The sequence below is a fragment of the Pseudomonas subflava genome, assembly GCF_023823685.1.
In the GTDB taxonomy this organism is placed as follows: Bacteria; Pseudomonadota; Gammaproteobacteria; order Pseudomonadales; family Pseudomonadaceae; genus Aquipseudomonas; species Aquipseudomonas subflava.
Genome location: NZ_JAMXBF010000005.1, coordinates 258,462 through 277,664, shown reverse-complemented (window position 1 = coordinate 277,664; position 19,203 = coordinate 258,462). Strand labels below are relative to the sequence as shown.

At 68.6% G+C, this 19,203-nt stretch carries 18 protein-coding genes; 11 read left to right on the top strand and 7 right to left on the bottom strand.

Annotation, left to right across the window (positions count from 1 at the left end; translation table 11 throughout):
- Positions 1-20: 20 nt before the first annotated feature.
- The 3 genes from NF616_RS08015 to hutI are packed head-to-tail and all read right to left on the bottom strand — an operon-like array spanning position 21 to position 3,548.
- Positions 21-1,340, bottom strand: a complete 1,320-nt coding sequence (locus tag NF616_RS08015; RefSeq protein ID WP_252272708.1) for a YjiH family protein — start codon at positions 1,338-1,340, stop codon at positions 21-23.
- Positions 1,341-1,384: 44 nt separating this feature from the next.
- Entirely contained in the window at positions 1,385-2,341 is a 957-nt protein-coding gene (hutG, locus tag NF616_RS08010; RefSeq protein WP_252272707.1) for a formimidoylglutamase, read from the bottom strand.
- Complete coding sequence (hutI, locus tag NF616_RS08005) at positions 2,331-3,548, bottom strand: imidazolonepropionase (RefSeq protein ID WP_252272706.1); 1,218 nt, start codon at positions 3,546-3,548, stop codon at positions 2,331-2,333. The genes hutG and hutI overlap by 11 nt, the downstream gene beginning before the upstream one ends.
- Positions 3,549-3,737: 189 nt before the next feature.
- On the opposite strand from hutI, the gene NF616_RS08000 reads away from it, so the two are divergent.
- Positions 3,738-4,310 carry a HutD/Ves family protein gene (locus NF616_RS08000; protein WP_252272705.1) on the top strand — a complete coding sequence of 191 codons (573 nt, stop codon included), beginning with the start codon at positions 3,738-3,740 and terminating at the stop codon, positions 4,308-4,310.
- A 44-nt stretch (positions 4,311-4,354) separates the two neighbouring features.
- Here the strand turns inward: NF616_RS08000 and NF616_RS07995 are convergent, their stop codons facing one another.
- Positions 4,355-5,794, bottom strand: coding sequence for a high affinity choline transporter 1 (locus NF616_RS07995; protein ID WP_252272704.1), 1,440 nt, complete (start codon positions 5,792-5,794; stop codon positions 4,355-4,357).
- A 486-nt stretch (positions 5,795-6,280) separates the two neighbouring features.
- Between NF616_RS07995 and NF616_RS07990 the strand changes: the two genes are divergently transcribed.
- The 3 genes from NF616_RS07990 to NF616_RS07980 all read left to right on the top strand — a co-directional run bounded on the left by NF616_RS07990 (position 6,281) and on the right by NF616_RS07980 (position 8,654).
- Complete coding sequence (locus NF616_RS07990; protein ID WP_252272703.1) at positions 6,281-7,222, top strand: lysylphosphatidylglycerol synthase transmembrane domain-containing protein; 942 nt, start codon at positions 6,281-6,283, stop codon at positions 7,220-7,222.
- Entirely contained in the window at positions 7,183-7,971 is a 789-nt protein-coding gene (locus NF616_RS07985) for a class I SAM-dependent methyltransferase (protein ID WP_252272702.1), read from the top strand. The genes NF616_RS07990 and NF616_RS07985 overlap by 40 nt, the downstream gene beginning before the upstream one ends.
- A 134-nt stretch (positions 7,972-8,105) precedes the next feature.
- Complete coding sequence (locus NF616_RS07980) at positions 8,106-8,654, top strand: phage infection protein (RefSeq protein ID WP_252272701.1); 549 nt, start codon at positions 8,106-8,108, stop codon at positions 8,652-8,654.
- 44 nt (positions 8,655-8,698) lie between these two features.
- Here the strand turns inward: NF616_RS07980 and NF616_RS07975 are convergent, their stop codons facing one another.
- Together NF616_RS07975 and NF616_RS07970 are read right to left on the bottom strand one after the other, a co-directional pair.
- Positions 8,699-9,778, bottom strand: a complete 1,080-nt coding sequence (locus NF616_RS07975) for a fatty acid desaturase family protein (protein ID WP_252272700.1) — start codon at positions 9,776-9,778, stop codon at positions 8,699-8,701.
- 10 nt (positions 9,779-9,788) lie between these two features.
- A complete protein-coding gene (locus NF616_RS07970) occupies positions 9,789-10,877 on the bottom strand; it encodes a flavin reductase family protein (protein WP_252272699.1) in 1,089 nt (362 codons plus the stop codon).
- 139 nt (positions 10,878-11,016) lie between these two features.
- On the opposite strand from NF616_RS07970, the gene fabR reads away from it, so the two are divergent.
- The 7 genes from fabR (at position 11,017) to NF616_RS07935 (ending at position 17,832) form a co-directional block, all read left to right on the top strand.
- Complete coding sequence (gene fabR / locus NF616_RS07965; protein WP_252272698.1) at positions 11,017-11,652, top strand: HTH-type transcriptional repressor FabR; 636 nt, start codon at positions 11,017-11,019, stop codon at positions 11,650-11,652.
- 54 nt (positions 11,653-11,706) lie between these two features.
- Positions 11,707-12,597 (top strand): hypothetical protein, encoded by an 891-nt coding sequence (locus NF616_RS07960; RefSeq protein WP_252272697.1) that lies wholly within the window; start codon positions 11,707-11,709, stop codon positions 12,595-12,597.
- Between the two features lie 246 nt (positions 12,598-12,843).
- Positions 12,844-13,425, top strand: coding sequence for a cytokinin riboside 5'-monophosphate phosphoribohydrolase (locus tag NF616_RS07955; protein WP_252272696.1), 582 nt, complete (start codon positions 12,844-12,846; stop codon positions 13,423-13,425).
- Positions 13,426-13,529: 104 nt separating this feature from the next.
- Positions 13,530-14,573 (top strand): ABC transporter substrate-binding protein, encoded by a 1,044-nt coding sequence (locus NF616_RS07950; protein ID WP_252272695.1) that lies wholly within the window; start codon positions 13,530-13,532, stop codon positions 14,571-14,573.
- Positions 14,570-16,291 carry a bifunctional diguanylate cyclase/phosphodiesterase gene (locus tag NF616_RS21255; protein ID WP_252272694.1) on the top strand — a complete coding sequence of 574 codons (1,722 nt, stop codon included), beginning with the start codon at positions 14,570-14,572 and terminating at the stop codon, positions 16,289-16,291. Before NF616_RS07950 ends, NF616_RS21255 begins: the two co-directional genes overlap by 4 nt.
- Positions 16,292-16,383: 92 nt before the next feature.
- Complete coding sequence (locus NF616_RS07940; RefSeq protein WP_252272693.1) at positions 16,384-17,385, top strand: response regulator; 1,002 nt, start codon at positions 16,384-16,386, stop codon at positions 17,383-17,385.
- A gap of 3 nt (positions 17,386-17,388) precedes the next feature.
- Positions 17,389-17,832: a PAS domain-containing protein gene (locus NF616_RS07935; protein WP_252272692.1), complete on the top strand. Its 444-nt coding sequence runs from the start codon at positions 17,389-17,391 to the stop codon at positions 17,830-17,832.
- A gap of 13 nt (positions 17,833-17,845) precedes the next feature.
- On the opposite strand, the gene rhlE1 is transcribed toward NF616_RS07935, so the two are convergent.
- Complete coding sequence (rhlE1, locus tag NF616_RS07930; protein ID WP_252272691.1) at positions 17,846-19,177, bottom strand: RNA helicase RhlE1; 1,332 nt, start codon at positions 19,175-19,177, stop codon at positions 17,846-17,848.
- Positions 19,178-19,203: the final 26 nt, after the last annotated feature.

Below are 19,203 nucleotides of genomic sequence, written 5' to 3'. Positions count from 1 at the left end.
TCGGAAAAGGCGAGCGGCGCTTACAGCCAGCCCAGGGATTGCGCCAGATAGGCCAGCGGGATGCTGAGCACCAGGCTGAGCAGGGTGCGCTGCAGCCAGATCAGCAGCAGGTGGCCCAGGCTCAGGGGAATTCGCGTGGCCAGCACGCAGGGAATGGAGGCGGAGAGGAACAGCACGCTGCTCACCGAGACGATGGCGGTGACGAACTTCACCAGCACGTCGGCATCCTTCAGCAGCATCGCCGGCAGGAACATCTCGGCCAGGCCCGAGGCCAGGCCCTGCGCCACCGCCATCGGCTGTTCGAGGCCGAACAGCGCGGTGACCGGGTAGAACAGCAGGCCGATGGCCTCGAACAGCGGGGTGTATTTGGCGGCCAGCAGGCCGAGCAGCCCCACGGCGAGGATGCTCGGCAAGATCGCCGCGGTCATGCGCAGGCCATCGCGAAAGGTGTCCAGCAGCGCCAGGTGCAGCGCCGGGGCACTGCCCGCCTGCTGCAGGCCGGCGCGCCAGGCATGGCCGAGGCGGCTCTCGCCGGGCGGCAGCGGCGCTTCCTCGCGGCTTTCGGAGGGCAGGCGCGACAGCGGATAGATGCGCGCGCTGAGCGCGGTGACGACGAAGGTCACGGCCATTGCGCTCCAGAAATACAGGTTCCACACCGGCATCAGGCCCAGGGTCTTGGCGATGATCACCATGAACGGCGCGGACACGGTGGAAAAACCGGTGGCGATGATCGCCGCCTCGCGCAGGCTGTAGTGCCCCTGCTGGTACATGCGGTCGGTGATCAGCAGGCCCACCGAATAGCTGCCGACGAAGCTCGCCACGGCATCGATGGCCGACTTGCCCGGGGTGCGCCAGATCGGCCGCATCACCGGCTGCATCAGCACGCCGACCAGTTCCAGCAGGCCGAAGCCGATGAGGAACACCAGCGCCAGCGAGCCGAGCGGCACGATCAGCGCCAGGCTGAGCACGAGTTTTTCGAACAGGAACGGCAGCATGTCCGGCTGGTACAGCGCCTGCGGGCCGAGCCGCAGCAGGTAGGCGGCGCCGACCAGCAGGCCGAACACCTTGAGCACGCTGAACACCGTGTGGGTCAGGCTGCGGCGCCAGCTGCCGTCGAGCCAGGGCGCCAGCGCGCCGTAGAGCATGAACAGCAGCGCCAGGCCGATCACCAGCGGCCGCGCATGGGCCTGCAGGGCGCTGGCGGCGTGGTCAATGAGAATGGTCGAGCGGCCGTCGATGTCGAAGGGCACGAAGAACAGCACCAGCCCGATCAGGCTGTAGCCGAGCAGGCGGGCCAGGGCCGTGTGGCGGGTGCGGTCCGCCAGGGTGTGGTCGGTCATGCGGGTTTCCTCGGTACTTGTTGTTGTGCGGGAAATGCCCTGGGTCAGGCGTTCAGGGACAGTAGATGGATCAGCCGCGCCGCCGCCCTGGCGGTGCGGTTATCGATGTCGTGCTCGGGGTTGAGCTCGGCGAAGTCGACCAGGCGCAACTTGCCGCTGTCGCGCAGGCGTTCCAGCAGCGGTTCGAGCAGCTCCAGGCGCACGCCGCGCGCCGCCGGAGCGCTGACGCCCGGTGCCTCGCAGGCCGGCAGCACGTCGATGTCGAGGGTCAGGTACAGCGCATCGCAGTCGGCGACGAAGGCGTCCAGCTCGGCGCCGAGAGCGTCCAGCGTCGACTCGCGGATATCGCGGTCCTCGCGCACCAGCACGCCCAGCTCGGCGGCGCGGGTGAACAGCGCGCGGGTATTGCTGGCGCGGCTCACGCCCAGGCAGGCATAGCGGAACGGCCAGCCGCGCGTGGCGCACTGCGCGGCGATCTGCGCGAAGGGCGTGCCGGAGGACTGCACGTGGGCCGGGTCGCGCAGGTCGAAGTGGGCGTCGAAATTGACGATGCCGATCTTCGGGGCGGCCGGCCGCGGCGTCGGCCCGCCGGCGAGATGCTCGGCCAGGCCGGACCAGCTGCCGAAGGCCACCTCGTGGCCACCGCCGAGCACCAGCGGCAGGTGGCCGCGGTCCAGCAAGGTGCGTACGCCACACGCCAGGCGCGCCTGGGCGGCGGCCAGGTCGCCGTCTTCGCAGGTCACGTCGCCGGCATCGTACGCCGGCGCGCCGCGGTGCCAGGCCAGGTTGGCCAGCGCCTTGCGCAACGCCAGCGGGCCACCCGCGGCACCGACCCGGCCATGGTTGCGGCGCACGCCCTCGTCGCAGGCGAAGCCGAGCAGGGCCAGGCCCGGCTCGCCGGCCTCGGCCAGCGGCTGGATGCGCTGGTGCCAGCGCGGGCTGTCCGCCTCGGGGTCGGTGCGCCCGGTCCAGGCGCCCAGAGAAAAACGATCAGCGAGCATGGGTAATGGCTCCCTTGAAGATGCGCTGGCGCAGGCGACCGGCCTGTACCGCATAGGCCAGCTCGGCGGGCTGGCGGATGTCCCACAGGCACAGGTCGGCCGGAGCACCGACGGCGATGCGGCCCAGTTCGGGCAAGCCGAGGGCGCGAGCGGCGTGGGCGGTCATGCCGGCCAGCGCCTCGCGCGGGGTGAGGCGCAGCAGCGTGCAGGCCAGGTTGGCCATCAGGCTGGGCATGCAGATCGGCGAGGTGCCGGGGTTGGCATCGCTGGCCACGGCCATGGGCACGCCGTAGCGGCGCAGCAGTTCGATGGGCGGCACAAGGGTCTCGCGCAGCACATGGAAGGCGCCGGGCAGCAGCACGGCGACGGTGCCGGCCTCGGCCATGGCCTGCACGCCGGCCTCGTCGAGGTATTCGACATGGTCGGCCGACAGCGCGCCGTATTTGGCCGCCAGCGCGCTGCCGCCGAGGTTGGACAGCTGTTCGGCGTGGGCCTTGATCGCCAAGCCATGGGTGCTGGCCGCCTGGTAGACGCGCTCGCACTGCGCCGGGGAGAAGCCGATGCCCTCGCAGAACACGTCCACCGCGTCGGCCAGGCCGGCCTCGACGGCGGCCGGGATCATCTGCTCACAGACCAGCGCCACATAGTCGTCGGCGCGCCCGGCATATTCCGGCGGCAGGGCATGGGCGCCGAGCAGCGTGGTGGTGACGCGCACCGGGCGCAGCTCGCCGAGGCGACGGGCCACGCGCAGCATCTTCAGCTCGTCGGCCAGGGTGAGGCCGTAGCCAGATTTGATCTCGACGGTGGTCACGCCATCGGCCAGCAGCGCATCGAGGCGCGGCAGGCTGGTGGCGACCAGCTCGTCCTCGTCGGCCGCGCGGGTGGCGCGCACGGTGCTGAGAATGCCACCACCGGCGCGGGCGATCTCCTCGTAGCTCACCCCTTCCAGGCGCTGCTCGAATTCACCGGCACGGTCGCCGGCGTAAACCAGATGGGTATGGCAATCGACCAGACCGGGAGTCATCACCCCGCCGCGCCCGGCCTCTTCGGCGCCAGCGGCCAGGGCCGGGTCGAAGTCGCGCTCAGGCCACAGGCCGGCGACCTGCTCGCCTTCCACCAGCACCGCCATGGGCTCGGGCAGCTGCTGCAGTCCGTCGAACACCGTGACCTCGCGCCACAGGCGGCGTGGGCAATCAGATAGGGGCATCGGGTTTGTCCTCTCGCATCAATGTATATACATTTAAAGCCGAAGCGCTCTCAGGTCAACCCTGGCCGGCTGCCGCCCCGCTCAAAGGAACGCTTGGCGGAACGAGAGAATGTGCTGGAGACCACGCAACACAGGGCGTCAGCGGAAAAAGCTTTATTTGTATATACATTAATCAGAAAGGCGAACGGCATGCCCGCACGACTCATCCAGCTGGACCGACTGCCCGCGAGCCCGTGGAAGAACGGCGGCGGCAGCACGCGCCAGCTGGCCATCCACCCGCCGGGCGCCGACTTGGATCGCTTCGATTGGCGTATCAGCTGCGCCCAGGTAACACGCGGCGGTCCGTTCTCCGCCTTTCCCGGCGTGGATCGCAGCCTCGCGCTGCTGCGCGGCGAAGGCCTGCGCCTGGCGCTGGGTGACGACGTCCATGAGTTGCGCCCCTGCGCAGACGCCGTCGACTTCGCCGGCGAGGCGGCCGCCGGCGCCGAGCTGCCGGGCGGGCCGGTCGAGGACCTCAACGTGATGAGCCGGCGCGGCGCGTGGCGGCATCGCCTGTGGCATGAGCATGTGGGCGGAGAACGGCTGCTGCACAACGATGCCGATGTCCTGCTGCTTCTGTGCAACGGCGGCCGGCTGCTGATCGACGGCCACCCTTCGCTGCAGGCCGGCCAGGCGCTGTTGCTGGAGGACGAGCACGGTGCGCTGTGCATGACCGGCGAGGCCGCCTGCCTGCATATCGCCCAGCTGTATCGCCGCCCCTGAAATGCGAAACCCCGCCGGAGCGGGGTTTGGTCAGCGAAGGCCGATTACTCGGGCTGGGCGACCAGCGTTCCGGTCGGTTCGCGATGCCATTGCGGCAACAGCGAGCCGAGCAGCATGCCGCCCAGGCTGAACAGCAGGCCGGCCAGCTGCGGCGGCCAGAAGGCGTCGTCGGTCAGGCTGTATTCCAGGTAGATCCAGGAACTCAGGCCCGCGGCGATGGCCACCAGCGCGCCCTGGGTGGTGGCACGCTTCCAGAACAGACCGGCGAACAGCGGCACCACCGCGGCCACCAGCGTCACCTTGTAAGCGTTGCCGACCATCTCGTAGATGCTCGCATCGGAATACAGGGCGAAGGTCAGGGTGGCGGCGGCGCAGACCAGGATCGTCAGGCGCATGGCCAGCAGGAACTGCTTGTCGCTCATGGCCGGCACGAAGCGCTTGAGCACGTTCTCGGTAAAGGTCACCGAGGGCGCCAGCAGAGTGCCGGAGGCGGTGGACATGATCGCCGACAGCAGCGCGCCGAAGAACATGATCTGGGCGAACAGCGGAGTCTTCTCCAGGATCAGGTGCGGCAGGATCATCTGCGCATCCTCGGCCAGCCAGCGCTGGACCATCGCCGGGTCGATCATCGAGGCGGCGTAGGTGAGGAAGATCGGCAGCATGCAGAAGCACAGGTAGAACGCCGCTCCCGCCATGGAGGCGCGGGCGGCGATGTTCTCGGTCTTGGCCGACATGACGCGGGCGTACACGTCCTGCTGCGGGATGGAGCCGAGCATCATGGTCACCGCGGCGCCGATGAAGGCGACGATGTCCCTGGGCTCGAAGCCGTGGATGAAGGTGAACTTGCCCTCGTTGGCCGCGTGGGCGATCACCACGTCGGCACCGCCAGCCATGTCACCGATCAGCCAGGTCAGGTAGACCAGGCCGACGACGATGATCAGCATCTGGAAGAAATCGGTCAGCGCCACCGACCACATGCCGCCGAACAGGGTGTAGAGCAGCACGATCACGGTGCCGATCAGCATGCCCTGGGTGGTGCTGATGGAGCCGTCGGAGAGCACCTTGAACACCACGCCGAGGGCGGTCAGCTGGGCGGCGATCCAGCCCAGGTAGGAGGCGATGATCACCAGGCTGAGGATCAGCTCGACGTTGCTGCCGTAGCGCTTCTTGAAGTAGTCGCCGATGGTCAGCAGGTTCATGCGGTAAAGCGGGCGGGCGATGATCAGGCCGACCAGCATCAGGCAACCGAAGGAGCCGAACGGGTCCTCGATGATGCCGGCGAAACCTTCCTCGATGAAGGTGGCGGGAATGCCCAGTACCGCCTCCGAGCCGAACCAGGTGGCGAACACCATGGCGGCGACGATCGGGAAGCCCATGCTGCGTCCACCGGCAGCGAAATCCTTGGAGTTCTTGACCCGGGTAGCGGCGTAGAAGCCGATGCCCACGGTGACCAGCAGGTAGAGCGCAACGAACCAGATCAGCATGTTCCCGTTTCCGAAGGCGTTGGCCGCCGCATGCTGCCCCGCGAGAGAGCGAGGGGACCGGAACGGCGGGCCACAGGTTTTTTGTTATGTCCGCCGGGCCCGTTCGGGCGGCCCAGCGGCACGGCCGCGCAGTCTGGCAAAACCGTAAATTATGTCAAACAAAAATGACGAAATACCTGCACAAGCGGGATGCGCCTGATGTCAATCAATAACCTAATCGCATGGAAAACAATGATTTTCCGAACGGAAAATTATCGACACAGTTTTATATTTTTGACACTCGAACCAGACAAAGCCGGTCGCAAGGCGCGGCCCGTCTGCCGGTGCGCCTTGTAACAGCCGGTTACGCCAGTCGAATACACGCGGCTTGAGCCCGCGGGCCGCCTCCGGGATACTGCACGCCGATTTGCGCCGCCTGCCCTGCCATACTGCGGTTGCACCCATTGCCACGGATTGCCTCCAGCGAAACGACGGGAGCCATCGTCGATGATGAAAAGAAGCGACTGGATCTGGACCCTCATCGGTTTGGCCGCAGTCGTATTTTCCTGCTACCTGCTGTTTAAGGAGATCCGCACCATCTCCCTGGACGAGCTGCAAGAGAGCCTCGATGCTATTTCCCTGCATCGCTGGCTGCTGGCCGCTGGGGCCACCCTCGGCGCGTACTGCGCCCTCGCCTGGTACGACCGCATCGCCATCGCGCACCTGGGCAAGAAGATCTCCTGGTGGTTCATCACCCTCTGTTCCTTCACCACCTACGCCCTGGCCCACAATATCGGCGCCTCGGTGTTCTCCGGCGCGGTGGTGCGTTATCGCGCCTACACCAGCAAGGGCCTGATCCCCGCCGAGATCGGCGTGCTGATCGTGTTCTGCTCCTTCACCTTCGCCCTCGGCGTGCTGCTTTCCGGCGGTGCCGTGCTGCTCTGCCAGCCCGACCTGATCAAGCGCGTGGCCGATGTCGGGCCCTGGCTGTCCATGTGCATCGGCGCGCTGCTGCTCGGGCTGGTGGGCCTCTACGTGCTCGGCTCCTGGCGCCAGTTCAAGCCGTGGAAGTGGGGCAAGCTGCACGTCGAATACCCGCGCCTGGGTATCGTCGGCCGCCAGTTGCTGGCCGGGCCGCTGGAGCTGGCCTGCGCCGCGGCGATCATCTATTTCGCCCTGCCGGCCGAAGGCAATCCGGGTTATCTGGTGGTGCTCGGCGTGTTCCTCGCATCCTTCTCCCTGGCCCTGCTGTCCCACGCGCCCGGCGGCCTCGGCGTGCTCGAGGTGACCTTCCTCGCCGCCATGCCGGAACTGCCGAAGGCCGATGTACTGGCGGCGCTGATCGTGTTCCGCGCCTTTTACCTGCTGCTGCCGTTCGCGCTCTCGCTGCTGGTGGTGGTGGGCTTCGAATGGACTCAATGGAGGCAGAGGCGCCCACGGCGCAGCTGAAGAACATGGCGGACCTGACCCTGCACAGCATCGAACGGATCTATCCGCCAGACCTCGACCCCGCCAGCCCCAGCGACCAGGCGACCCTGCGCATCCATCTGGAGCGCTACGAGTTCGCCGCCCTGCACCTGAGCGGCGCCCGGGTGCTGGACATGGCCTGCGGCTGCGGCTACGGCACCGCCCTGCTGGCCGAGCGGCATCCAGACAAGCAGGTGATCGGCGTGGACATCGACCCCGAGGCCATCGCCTACGCCCAGCGCCACTACCGCCTGCCCAACCTGAGCTACGTTTGCGCCGACGCTGAGGGCTTCGCGGCCGAGCAGCGCTTCGACAACATCGTCAGCCTGGAAACCATCGAGCACCTGCCGCATCCGCCGCGCCTGGTGGCCAGCTACGCGCGGTTGCTGGCCGCCGGCGGCCGGGTGATCGCCTCGGTGCCGATCACCCCGACCCTGGACGGCAATCCGCACCATCTGCACGACTTCAGCCGCCGCTCCTTTCTCGCCCTGTTCCGCCGGCACCGCCTGCGACCGAGCACGCAGGAGCTGGAGCAGATTCAGCACTGGCAATTCCGCGGCCTGTTCTCGCGGCGCCCCGACCACGCCAAGCGGCATCGCTCCGAGGGCGTCGGCAACGCGGTGCTCGACTACTACCGTCGCCACCCCACCTACCTGTTTTCCCGCCTGGCGGCGATGCTTCGCTACGGCTTCAGCAACCGCTACCTGACCTGCCTGTTCATCGCCGAATAGCGCATTCCAGAGCGGCTCGCGCCAGCCATTACTGGCGTCGATGGCCAACATCAGGACGATCAACTTTTGTCTCGACGGCGCGTGAGTACCATTTGCTCCGTAGCCACTTTCCAGCCCCTTCGAGGAGGCCCGAGATGAAAAAGCAACTGATCGCCACCCTGCTCCTATCCACCCTGAGCGGCGCCGTATTCGCCCTGCCGGGTGACGAACAACCGCCGCTGACCGAGATCCTGCAGATGCAGGCCCCGTCCACCGTCGCCGAGGGTGGCGCCGATCGCCTGATCGAAAGCCGCAACGTCGCCGAAGGTGGCGCCGACCGCCTCAACGACAGCCGCAATGTCGCCGAGGGTGGCGCCGACCGCCTCAACGACAGCCGCAATGTCGCCGCGGGTGGCGCCGACCGCCTCAACGACAGCCGCAATGTCGCCGCGGGTGGCGCCGACCGCCTCAACGACAGCCGCAATGTCGCCGCGGGTGGCGCCGACCGCCTCAACGACAGCCGCAATGTCGCCGCGGGTGGCGCCGACCGCCTCAACGACAGCCGCAATGTCGCCGCGGGTGGCGCCGACCGCCTCAACGACAGCCGCAATGTCGCCGCGGGTGGCGCCGACCGCCTCAACGACAGCCGCAATGTCGCCGAGGGTGGCGCGGATCGTCTGCTAGAGAACCGCAACGTCGCCTGAGCCCCAGGCCCGCAACATCCCAAGCCCGGCGCACGCCGGGCTTTTTATTGCGCGGCGGCTACCGGCGGCAGGCGGTAGATCCAGATGCGCCGAACCACGCCGGCGAACTGGCTCGACAGGCGACCGCTGTTGTAGACCTGGCCATAGCGCGCGGCGATCTCGCGCACCCTCGGCGCCAGCTCGGCGTAGCGGCGGGCCGGCAGGTCGGGGAACAGGTGGTGCTCGATCTGATGGCTGAGGTTGCCGGTGAGGATGTGGAACAGCCGGCCGCCCTCCAGGTTGCTGGAGCCGCGCAGCTGGCGCAGGTACCAGTGCCCGCGGCTCTCGCCCGCCACCGACTCCTTGGCGAACACCGCCGCGCGCTCGGTGAAGTGACCGCAGAAGATCACCAGGAAGGTCCACAGGTTGCGCAGCAGGTTGGCCAGCGCGTTGCCGGCCAGCACCGCCAGGGCGTTGGCCCCGAGCAGCAGCGCCAACAGCGGGAACAGCGCATAGTCCTTGAGCCACTGGCGCAGCAGCTTGAGGCCGAACTGGCGCGCCAGCGGGCGCACCTCCGCCCCGCTGATCTTGCCCTTGTACCACTTGTCCAGACGCAGGTGCTGGATGGCCACCGCGTACTGGAACAGCAGCGCCTGTAGCGTCACCCACAGCGGCTGCCAGCGGTAGAAGGGCTTCCAGCGTTGCTCGGGGAACAGCCGCACCAGGCCGTAGCCGACGTCGTCGTCCATGCCGATCACGTTGGTCCAGGTGTGGTGCATGTGGTTGTGGGTGTGCCGCCAGAAGTCGGCGGGGCCGGCGATGTCCCATTCGTAGCGGCGCCCAGACAGCTCGGGATCGTTCATCCAGTCGTACTGGCCGTGCATCACGTTGTGGCCCAGCTCCATGTTCTCGAGGATCTTGCCGAGCCCCAGCAGCAGGCTGCCGAGGAGCCAGGTGGGCGGGAACCAGCCGAGCATCAGCAGCGCGCGGCCGCTCCAGCAGCACAGGCGCACGACGCCGCGCACGCGGCGGATGTAGCGGGCGTCGGCCGCGCCCAGGTCGGCGACGGTCTGCCGGCGTAGTGCATCCAGCTCGTCGGCGAAGGCCTGCAGCTCGACGGCATTCAGTTCACGGTCCAGGCGCATGACGGTTTCCTCAGAGATCGATGTGGACGTCGCCGAGCGGCGCGCTGATGCACAGGCGGATCGGCTGGCCGGGTTCGGCGAAGGTTTCGCCGTTGCGCAGGTCGCGCACCGCGCCGCCGAGCAGCAGGCAGGTGCAGCTGGCGCAAATGCCCTGCCGACAGCCGTGGGCCGGGCGCAGGCCATGCGCCTCGGCCTGTTCCAACAGGCTGCGCGCGCTGTCGCCCCAGGCCTCCAGGCGGCTGCGGGCGAAGCCGAGGCGCACCGCCTGGCCGGGTTCGCTCACCCGCCGCGGTGGACTGAACGCCTCACCCTGCAACGCGCCGCCCCAGCAGCCCCTTACCGCCTCGACGAAGCCGGCCGGACCGCAGGCCAGCAGCGCGAAGCCGCTCATGCCGAGCAGGTGGCCGGGATGGAAGCGCCCGCCATGGGCATCCACAGGTGCGCCCTCGCCGGTCAGCAGCCAGCGCACCTGCAGGTTCGGGTGACGCAGCATGAGCTGCTGCAACTCCTCGCCATAGGCGCGCTGCCCCGCCTCGCGCACGTAGTGCAGCAGCGTCACCGGCGCCGCGTAGCCGCGGGCCAGCGCCTCGCGCAGCAGGCCGAGCAGCGCGGTGATGCCGCTGCCGGCGGCCAGCAGGCCGACGCCCTCGGCGCGCGCCGGCCAGTGCAGTTCGCCCTCGGCCTGGCCCAGCTCGACCCACGCTCCCACCGCCAGGTGATCGAGGATGCGATTGGACAGACGCCCGCCCGGCTGACGGCGGATACCCAGCTCGACGGTGCCACCGGACGCGACCCGGGTCAGGCTGTAGCTGCGCCCGTGGCGCACGCCGTCCAGCTGCAGATACAGCTGCACGTGCTGGCCGGCACGCCAGCCGTGGGCATTGCCGTTGCAACGCAGGCGCAGGGCGAGCAAATCGTCGCTGACCCACTCGCGCCCCAGTACCCGGGCCATCACCCGGTTCAGGCGCCAGGCGGGATGCAGGCAACCGAGCACGGCGTCGATTTCCGCCTCGCGCAGCCAGCCGCGTGCGGCCAGGGCGCGCAGCGGCCAGAGCAGAGGCGCCAGCCAACGGACAAGAAACAGGGGCAACAGCGGCATGCGAGCAAATCCAGTGAACAAGTGTTCACAAAATGCCAGAGCACCTCGCATTCAGTCAACAGTCGTTCACTGATTTCAGTCGACGCCGACAAAACGCATTTGCTAGAGTGCGCCGCACCCCCGCCATCGCCGACCGCTCATGTCCCCACGCGCCGAACAGAAACAGCAGACCCGCCACGCCCTGATGGATGCCGCGCGTAGCCTGATGGACAGCGGCCGCGGCTTCGGCAGCCTGAGCCTGCGCGAGGTCAGCCGCACCGCCGGCATCGTGCCGACCGGCTTCTACCGGCACTTCCAGGACATGGACGAGCTGGGCCTGGCGCTGGTCGCCGAGGTCGACGCCACCTTCCGCAGCACCCTGCGCGAGGTGCGCCGCAGCCAGTTCGAGATGGGCAGCATCATCGAGGCCAGCACGCGCATCTTCCTCGACGCGGTGAGCGACAACCGCAGCCAGTTCCTCTTCCTCGCCCGCGAGCAGTACGGCGGCTCGCAGCCGGTGCGCCAGGCCATCGGCCGGCTGCGCCAGCAGATCACCGACGACCTGGCCGCCGACCTCAAGCTGATGAACCGCACCCCGCACCTGGACGATGCGGCGCTGGACGTGGTTTCCGACCTGGTGGTGAAGACCGTGTTCGCCACCCTGCCCGAGCTGATCGACCCGCCCGCCGAGGCGTTGCCGGCGCACCTCACCCCCGAGGCGAAGATGACCCAGCAACTGCGCTTCATCTTCATCGGCGCCAAGCACTGGCGCGGCCTGGGCCAGGGTCGCGACTGAGCCGCTGGCCCGCCGTTGCTAGACTCCAGGCATCCACCGTCGCGGTTTCGTCCCATGCTCACTCGCACCTTCGCCACTCTGCTCGTGCTGCTGATTCTGAGCGCTCCGCTGCGTGGCGAGGCGCAGCCGCAGGGCCCGGAGGTGACCTGGAACATGAGCCCCTGGCCGGGCCTGATCAATACGCGTGACGGCCAGCCGAGCGACGGCATCATCGTCGACATCCTGCAGCAGATCGTCCAGCGCCTGCCGGAGTACCGGCACCGCTACCGCATGAACAACCTCACCCGCGGCCTCGAGCAGCTCAAGCGCGAGCCGTTGAGCTGCTTCCTGCCGACCTACCCCACCCCGGAACGTGACCGCTACGGCTACTATGTCGGCCTGTTCGTGGCCATGCCGCATCAACTGGTGGTCCGCAGCGCCGACCTGCCGCGCTTCGTCACCGCCGGCGGCGAAGTCTCGCTGCACCAGCTGCTGCGTGACCGGCACTTCCACGGCGGCCTGGTGCGCGACCGCAGCTACGGGCCGGTGCTCGACCCGATCCTGCAGACGCCCGAGGCCCTGCTGCAGCTGCAACGCATCCAGACCAGCAGCGCCGGCAGCAACCTGTACGGCATGCTCGAACACGGCCGTATCGACTATCTGATCGACTATGCAGAGGTGGTGCAGTACGTACAGCGCCAGGGGCTGGCCCAGGGCCTGAGCCTGATACCGCTGGCGGAAGCCAACTCGCCCTACCTCAGCGGCATCTACTGCAGCAGGAATGCCGAGGGCGCCGCGCTGATCCGCAGCATCGACCGCATCGCGCGCCAGCCCGAGGTGATCGAGCTGTTCAAGGCGGCCCAGCACGCCTACATCCCGCCGCAGACCCTGGGGCATTACCGCGGCTGGCTCGAGCGCTTCTTCGCCGAGCGCCCCGACCGCGACCTGACCTCGCTGTCGCACTGAGGTCGCTGGCTATGGCCATCATCGAAACAATCAACGAGCCGGCGGGCGCCGCCACGGCCTAGTCTGGCGGCCCGACCTACCGGAACCTACCGGAACCCAGCGAGCCACGACCATGCCTATCCACGACTTTCTCCACGCGCTGCTGGCCAGCTATGCCGCCGGCGCGAGCGGCGCCTGCCCCGAACCATTCGCCTGACCGCCCGGACAGGTTACCCTGTGCGCCCTTTTGCTTACGGGAGCATCGGCATGAGCCTGAAGTCCATTTGCGTGTTCTGTGGCGCCAGCCCCGGCGCCCGCCCCGTCTACCACGAAGCCGCGGAAACGCTCGGCCGCAGCCTGGCCGAACGTGGCGTGACGCTGATCTACGGCGGCGGCGCCGTCGGCCTGATGGGCGTGGTCGCCGACGCGGCGCTGGCCGCCGGCGGAGAGGTGATCGGCATCATCCCGCAGAGCCTGGAACGCGCCGAGATCGGCCACAAGGGGCTCACCCGCCTGGAGGTGGTGGACGGCATGCACGCGCGCAAGGCGCGCATGGCCGAGCTGGCCGACGCCTTCATCGCCCTGCCCGGCGGCCTGGGCACCCTGGAAGAACTGTTCGAGGTGTGGACCTGGGGCCAGCTCGGCTACCACGCCAAGCCGCTGGGCCTGCTCGATGTCGACGGCTTCTACGCGCGCCTCACCGACTTCCTCGACCATCTGGTGGCCGAGCGCTTCGTCCGCGAACAGCACCGCGACATCCTCCAGGTCGGCGAGTCGCCGAGCGAACTGCTGGCGCGCATGGAGGCCTGGCGGCCAACGGCCGCGCCCAAGTGGGTCGAGCGCGGCTGACACCGCGCATCCGGCTGGCGGCGCTGCCGCCTGGCTGGAAGCCCATCATCAAGGCAATCTGCCATCTACACTGAGCGGGCACCCCTCCGGCTTCGGTCCGCGTAATGACCCGCATTCGCCCGCTCCTGGTGTCGCTCGCCATTCTCCTGCCCCTGGCTCCTGGCCTCGCCGCCGGTGCCGAGGCGTTGCGCCTGCTGGCTTGGCCCGGCTACGCCGACGCCGACCTGGTGGAACGCTTCGAGCAGCGCCACGGCGTCGCGGTGGAAGTCACCCTGGTCGGCAACGACGACGTCCTGCGCGAAAAACTGAGCGCCAACAACGGCGGCGATTACGACCTGATCGCGGCCAATACCGCCGAAATCCACCATTACATCGAACAGGGGCTGCTGCAGCCGCTGCAGCCGGCGCGCATCGCCAACACCACGCGCCAGCTCTGGCGTTTTCGCGACTATCCACGGATTCCGGGGATCAGCCGCGACGGCAAGGTCTACGCCATTCCCTACACCTACGCCGAGATGGGCCTGATCTACGACCGCACCCAGCTGTCCGAGCCGCCGCGCTCCATCGCCAGCCTGTGGGACCCACGCTTCCAGGGTCGGGTACTGGCCTTCAACGGCAGCAGCCACGCCTTTTCTCTCGCCGCCCAGGCCGCCGGGCTGGACCCGTTCCGCATCGAGGCCGCCGATTTCCCGCGCCTCACCGAGCGGCTGATCGCCCTGCGCCGCAACGTGCTGACCTTCTACGCGCAGCCCGAGGAGGCGGCCAGTCTGTTCCGCGAGCACCGGGTGGCGCTGCTGTTCGCCAACTACGGGCGCCAGCAGCTCAAGCAGCTGCGCGACCAGGGCGCGGACGTCGGCTATGTGATCCCCCGGGAAGGCGCCCTCGCCTGGCTGGACTGCTGGGCGATCAGCCGTGGCGCCCGCAACATGGCGCTGGCCGAGGCCTGGATCGACTTCGCCCTGGAGCCGCCGATGAGCCGGGCGCTGGTCGAGCGCCAGGGCCTCTCCAATACCCTGGAAGAGCCGGAAAATCTGGAGGGGGCCGACCGTCTGATCTGGCTGCGTCCGGTGGAGGATGCCGAGCGCCGCGCACGCCTGTGGGAACGCATCCTCTCCGGTGAGCGCCCGCCGCTGGAGGAGACGCCGTGAAGTTCGGCATCGCCTTCAAGCTCGGTTGCCTGCTGGCCGCCTTCGGCGTGCTGGCCAGCGGCGTCACCGGCTACTACTCCTACAGCAGCAGCCGCAACCTGCTGCTCAAGGCCGCCGAGCGCGACCTGCTCACCGCCACCCAGGTGCTCGGCCGCAACCTGCGCGGCGGCATCGATGCCGTGGCCCGCGACGCGCTGATCCTGGCCAGCGTGGCCCAGGCCAGGCGCCTGCCAACGCAACCCGAAGGCGCTCTCCGGGCCCACGCCGAGAACGACCTGGCCGAGCTGTTCCGCGCGCAGATGCAGGCCCACCCGCAGTACATGCAGATCCGCTTGATCGGCGCCGGCGACCATGGCCTGGAACGGGTTCGGGTCGACCGCGACGGCCATCGCCTGCTGCGCATCGACCGCGCCAAGCTGCAGGAGAAGAGTCATTACGCCTACCTGTTCGAGACCCTGAGCCTGGCGCCGGGGCAGATCCGCCTGTCCCCCATCGTCATCAACCGCGAACTCGGCGCCCACTCCGGCCTGGGCAAGCCGACCCTGCACGTCTCCACGCCGGTGGTCGACGCCGGCGGCCGTGTCGTCGGCGCCCTGGTGATCAACGTCGACCTCGACCAGATGTTCGACCAGCTCAAGAGCGACTTGCCCAGCCACTACCAGGTCTACCTGAGCAACCGCTGGGGCGACCTGCTCATCCACCCCGACCACCGTCGCACCTTCGGCTTCGACCAAGGGCGCCGCCTGTTCATCCAGGACGAGTTCGCCGATGTCGCCCGCCTGCTCGAAGGCGGCGGCGAGACCAGCCTGATCAGCCGCCACGAGACCGTCGACAGCGGCCTGGTCGCCGCCTTCGTGCGCCTCAGCGTCAACACCGGCAACTCGGAGCGCTTCATCATCCTCGGCCTGGCCCAGCCCGAGAGCCACGTACTGGCGGAAACCTCGCGCCTCGGCCAGCGCATCGTCCAGGTGGTGCTGCTGTCCAGCCTGCTGGCGCTGGCCATCGCCATCGTCGCCTCGCGCGCGCTGACCCATCCGCTGATGAGCATCACCCTGGCCGTGCAGCAGTTCGCCCGGGAACGCCGCACCCGTCCCTTGCCGATCCACCGCCACGACGAACTGGGCCAGCTGGCGCGCAGCTTCGCGCAGATGCAGGAGGAAATCCTCGGCCAGCTGGACGAGCTCAACCAGCGCCGCGACGCCCTCGAACACCTGGCACGCCACGACCCGCTGACCGGCCTGCCCAACCGCCGAGTGTTCTTCGAGCGCCTCGACCATGCCCTGGCCAGCGCCCGGCGCAGCGCCAAGCCGCTGGCCGTGCTGTTCGTCGACCTCGACCATTTCAAGGAGCTCAACGACAGCCTCGGCCACGGCGTCGGCGACCGGGTGCTGCAGGCGGTGGCCAACCTGCTGCGCTCGGCCACCCGCGAGAGCGATACGGTGGCGCGTCTGGGCGGCGACGAATTCGTCATCCTCATCGAGCAGCTGGACGACCCGCAGCAGGTGCTGGCGGTGCTGCACAAGCTGCACGAGCGCTTCCAGCTGCCCATGCTCGTCGACAGGCACGAGGTGCAGGTCCAGGCCAGCATGGGCGTCAGCCTGTTCCCGCGCGACGGCGACGACATCGAGTCGCTGCTGCAGCAGGCCGACCGGGCCATGTACGCGGCCAAGAACGCCGGGCGCAACACCTATAACTACGAGGCCCAGGACCCGCGCTGACGCGCCACTCGGCAGGCCCGGCGCAACGTATCGCGAGCGTGCCGACGCGACGTCTATGCTTGCGATATCGACTCTCTCCCGGGGTACCCCACGTGCTGCCACTGCTGGTCTGCGACGACTCCACCATGGCGCGCAAGCAGCTGATCCGCGCCCTGCCGCCGGAATGGCCGGTGTCCATCACCCAGGCCAGCCACGGCGAGGAAGCCATGACGGCGATCCGCCAGGGCCTGGGCCAGGTGGTGCTGCTGGACCTGACCATGCCGGTGATGGACGGCTACCAGGTGCTCGCCCAGGTGCGCGAGGAAGGCCACGCCTGCCGCATTCTGGTGGTGTCCGGCGACATCCAGGACGAGGCCCGGCGCCGGGTCGCCGAACTCGGCGCGCTGGACTTCATCCGCAAGCCGGCCACGCCCGAGGAGCTGCGCGAGACCCTGGAGCGCCTCGGCCTGTTCGACCACCAAGCCGCCGCCGAGGCCCCTCCGCCGCGGACCGAGGCGGACTTCAAGGTCGGCTTCCGCGATGCCCTGCGCGAAGTCAGCAACGTCGCCATGGGCCGCGCCGCCGCGCTGCTGGCCGAGGAACTGGGCGTGTTCATACAGTTGCCGGTGCCGGCGGTGAACCTGTTCGAGGCCAGCGAGCTGCACATGGCCCTGGCCGATGCCAACCGCGGCGAGCGCTTGAGCGCGGTATGCCAGGGCTTCGTCGGCGAGGCCATCGCTGGCGAGGCGCTGCTGCTGTTCCACGATTCGGAAGTGGCGGACATCGCCCACCTGCTCGGCCTGCGTCCGGGCGGCGACGAGGCGACCTCGGAGATGCTGCTGGACCTGGCGAGCATCATCATCGGCGCCTGCCTCGCCGGCATCGCCGAGCAACTCGACATCCGCTTCTCCCAGGGCCACCCGCAGCTGCTCGGCCAGCATGCGCGCAGCATCGACGAGCTGATCCATTTCAACGGCGCGCGCTGGCGCAAGACCCTGGCGGTGGAGATCAGCTATGCCCTGGAGGACCGCGCCGTGCGCTTCGACCTGTTACTGCTGTTCACCGAGGCCTCCGTGCCGCGGCTGACCGCCAAGATCCAGTACCTGATGGAGTAGACCATGGCCGGCCAAGCCCAGATCGACATGCGCGAGCTGCACTGGCTGCTGGACATCGTCCAGTGCCTGGACGTGGGCGTGCTGGTGATGGACCGCAACTTCCGCATCGAGGTGTGGAACAGCTTCATGGAGAACCATTCCGGCCTCGGTGCCGACCAGGTCCAGGGCCGCAGCCTGTTCGAGCTGTTTCCGGAGATCGACCGGGTCTGGCTGGAGCGCAAGGTCGGCACGGTGCTGCGCCTGGGCACCCGCGCCTTCAGCCTATGGCAGCAGCGCCCCTACCTGCTGCGCTTCGAGACTTACCGGCCGATCACCGGCCAGGCGGACTTCATGTACCAGAACCTCACCATCATGCCGCTGGCCGCCGCCGGGCGTGAGGTGGAACACGTGTGCCTGATGATCTACGACGCCACCGAGGCAGCCGAGGCGCAGCTGCGCGAAGGCTGATCCCGCCCGGCGCTCACTTCTTCTTCGGCCGCGGCTTCTCGCCGAACTTGGGCACCGCGCGCACGGCCTTGGCCTTGGGCTTGTCGTCGGCGGCCTCGAACCAGTTGCCCATGTGGATCTTGCCCTTGCCGGCGCCGGGAACCACCTTGACCTTGGGCTTCTTCGGCTTCTTCAGCACCGCGCCTCCGGGAGCGGTCTGCGGCACCCGGTGATCAGGCTCGAAGCCCGGTTCGTCCTCGCGGCGGATGATCTGGCCGATCAGCGTCTCGATGGCCGCCAGCAGCTCGACTTCATCGGCGCAGACCAGCGACACCGCCTCACCGGTGGCGCCGGCGCGGCCGGTACGACCGATGCGGTGCACGTAGTCCTCGGCAACGATCGGCAGGTCGAGGTTGACCACCCGTGGCAGCTCGCTGATGTCCAGGCCCCGCGCGGCCACGTCGGTGGCGGCCAGCACGCGGACTTCACCGGCCTTGAAGCGCTGCAGGGCGCGCAGGCGCGAGGGCTGCGGCTTGTCGCCGTGGATCGAGTCGGCGGAGATGCCCTCGGCCAGCAACAGCTGCTCCAGCTCGTCGACGCCCTTGCGGGTCTTGGCGAACACCAGCAGCTGGTCCCAGCCGCGCTCGCGGTACAGGTGCAGCAGCAGCTCGCTCTTGCGCTTCTTATCTACCGTCACCAGCCACTGCTTGACGCTCTTGGCCGCCGCGTTGCGCGGGCTGACCTCGATGGACAGCGGGTCGCGCAGCAGCTCCTTGGCCATCAGGCGGATGGCGTCGGAGAAGGTGGCGGAGAACAGCAGAGTCTGGCGCTTGCGCGGCAGCGCGCTGAACAGCTCGTCCAGCTCCTTGGCGAAGCCCAGGTCGAGCATGCGGTCGGCCTCGTCCAGCACCAGCGCCTGCAACTGGTCGAAGCGCACCGCGTTCTGCCGGTACAGGTCGAGCAGGCGGCCGGGGGTGGCCACCAGCAGGTCGATGCCCTTGCGCAGCTTCATCATCTGCGGGTTGATGCTGACCCCGCCGTACACCGAGTAGGTGCGCAGCGGCAGGTTCTGCGCGTACTGCTGCACCGCCTGCGCCACCTGCTCGGCCAGCTCGCGGGTCGGCACCAGCACCAGCGCACGCACCGAGTTGGCCGCTACCTGGCTGCCCTCCATGGTCAGCTTCTGCAGCAGCGGCAGGGCGAAGCCGGCAGTCTTGCCGGTGCCGGTCTGCGCCGCGGCGAGCACGTCGCGCCCCTTGAGCACGGCCGGAATGGCCTGCTTTTGCACCGGCGTGGGCTCGCGGTAGTCGAGCCCCTCCAGAGTACGCAGCAGGGGTTCGATCAGGCCGAGGGGTTCGAAGGACATGGCGGAGCAACCAGAAACGGAAAGAC

Excerpts from the sequence above, each read along its gene's own strand:
- NF616_RS08015 (WP_252272708.1), bottom strand. The coding sequence starts at position 1,340 with ATGACCGACCACACCCTGGCGGACCGCACCCGCCACACGGCCCTGGCC.
- hutG (WP_252272707.1), bottom strand. The coding sequence starts at position 2,341 with ATGCTCGCTGATCGTTTTTCTCTGGGCGCCTGGACCGGGCGCACCGAC.
- hutI (WP_252272706.1), bottom strand. The coding sequence starts at position 3,548 with ATGCCCCTATCTGATTGCCCACGCCGCCTGTGGCGCGAGGTCACGGTG.
- NF616_RS08000 (WP_252272705.1), top strand. The coding sequence starts at position 3,738 with ATGCCCGCACGACTCATCCAGCTGGACCGACTGCCCGCGAGCCCGTGG.
- NF616_RS07995 (WP_252272704.1), bottom strand. The coding sequence starts at position 5,794 with ATGCTGATCTGGTTCGTTGCGCTCTACCTGCTGGTCACCGTGGGCATC.
- NF616_RS07990 (WP_252272703.1), top strand. The coding sequence starts at position 6,281 with ATGATGAAAAGAAGCGACTGGATCTGGACCCTCATCGGTTTGGCCGCA.
- NF616_RS07985 (WP_252272702.1), top strand. The coding sequence starts at position 7,183 with ATGGACTCAATGGAGGCAGAGGCGCCCACGGCGCAGCTGAAGAACATG.
- NF616_RS07980 (WP_252272701.1), top strand. The coding sequence starts at position 8,106 with ATGAAAAAGCAACTGATCGCCACCCTGCTCCTATCCACCCTGAGCGGC.
- NF616_RS07975 (WP_252272700.1), bottom strand. The coding sequence starts at position 9,778 with ATGCGCCTGGACCGTGAACTGAATGCCGTCGAGCTGCAGGCCTTCGCC.
- NF616_RS07970 (WP_252272699.1), bottom strand. The coding sequence starts at position 10,877 with ATGCCGCTGTTGCCCCTGTTTCTTGTCCGTTGGCTGGCGCCTCTGCTC.
- fabR (WP_252272698.1), top strand. The coding sequence starts at position 11,017 with ATGTCCCCACGCGCCGAACAGAAACAGCAGACCCGCCACGCCCTGATG.
- NF616_RS07960 (WP_252272697.1), top strand. The coding sequence starts at position 11,707 with ATGCTCACTCGCACCTTCGCCACTCTGCTCGTGCTGCTGATTCTGAGC.
- NF616_RS07955 (WP_252272696.1), top strand. The coding sequence starts at position 12,844 with ATGAGCCTGAAGTCCATTTGCGTGTTCTGTGGCGCCAGCCCCGGCGCC.
- NF616_RS07950 (WP_252272695.1), top strand. The coding sequence starts at position 13,530 with ATGACCCGCATTCGCCCGCTCCTGGTGTCGCTCGCCATTCTCCTGCCC.
- NF616_RS07935 (WP_252272692.1), top strand. The coding sequence starts at position 17,389 with ATGGCCGGCCAAGCCCAGATCGACATGCGCGAGCTGCACTGGCTGCTG.
- rhlE1 (WP_252272691.1), bottom strand. The coding sequence starts at position 19,177 with ATGTCCTTCGAACCCCTCGGCCTGATCGAACCCCTGCTGCGTACTCTG.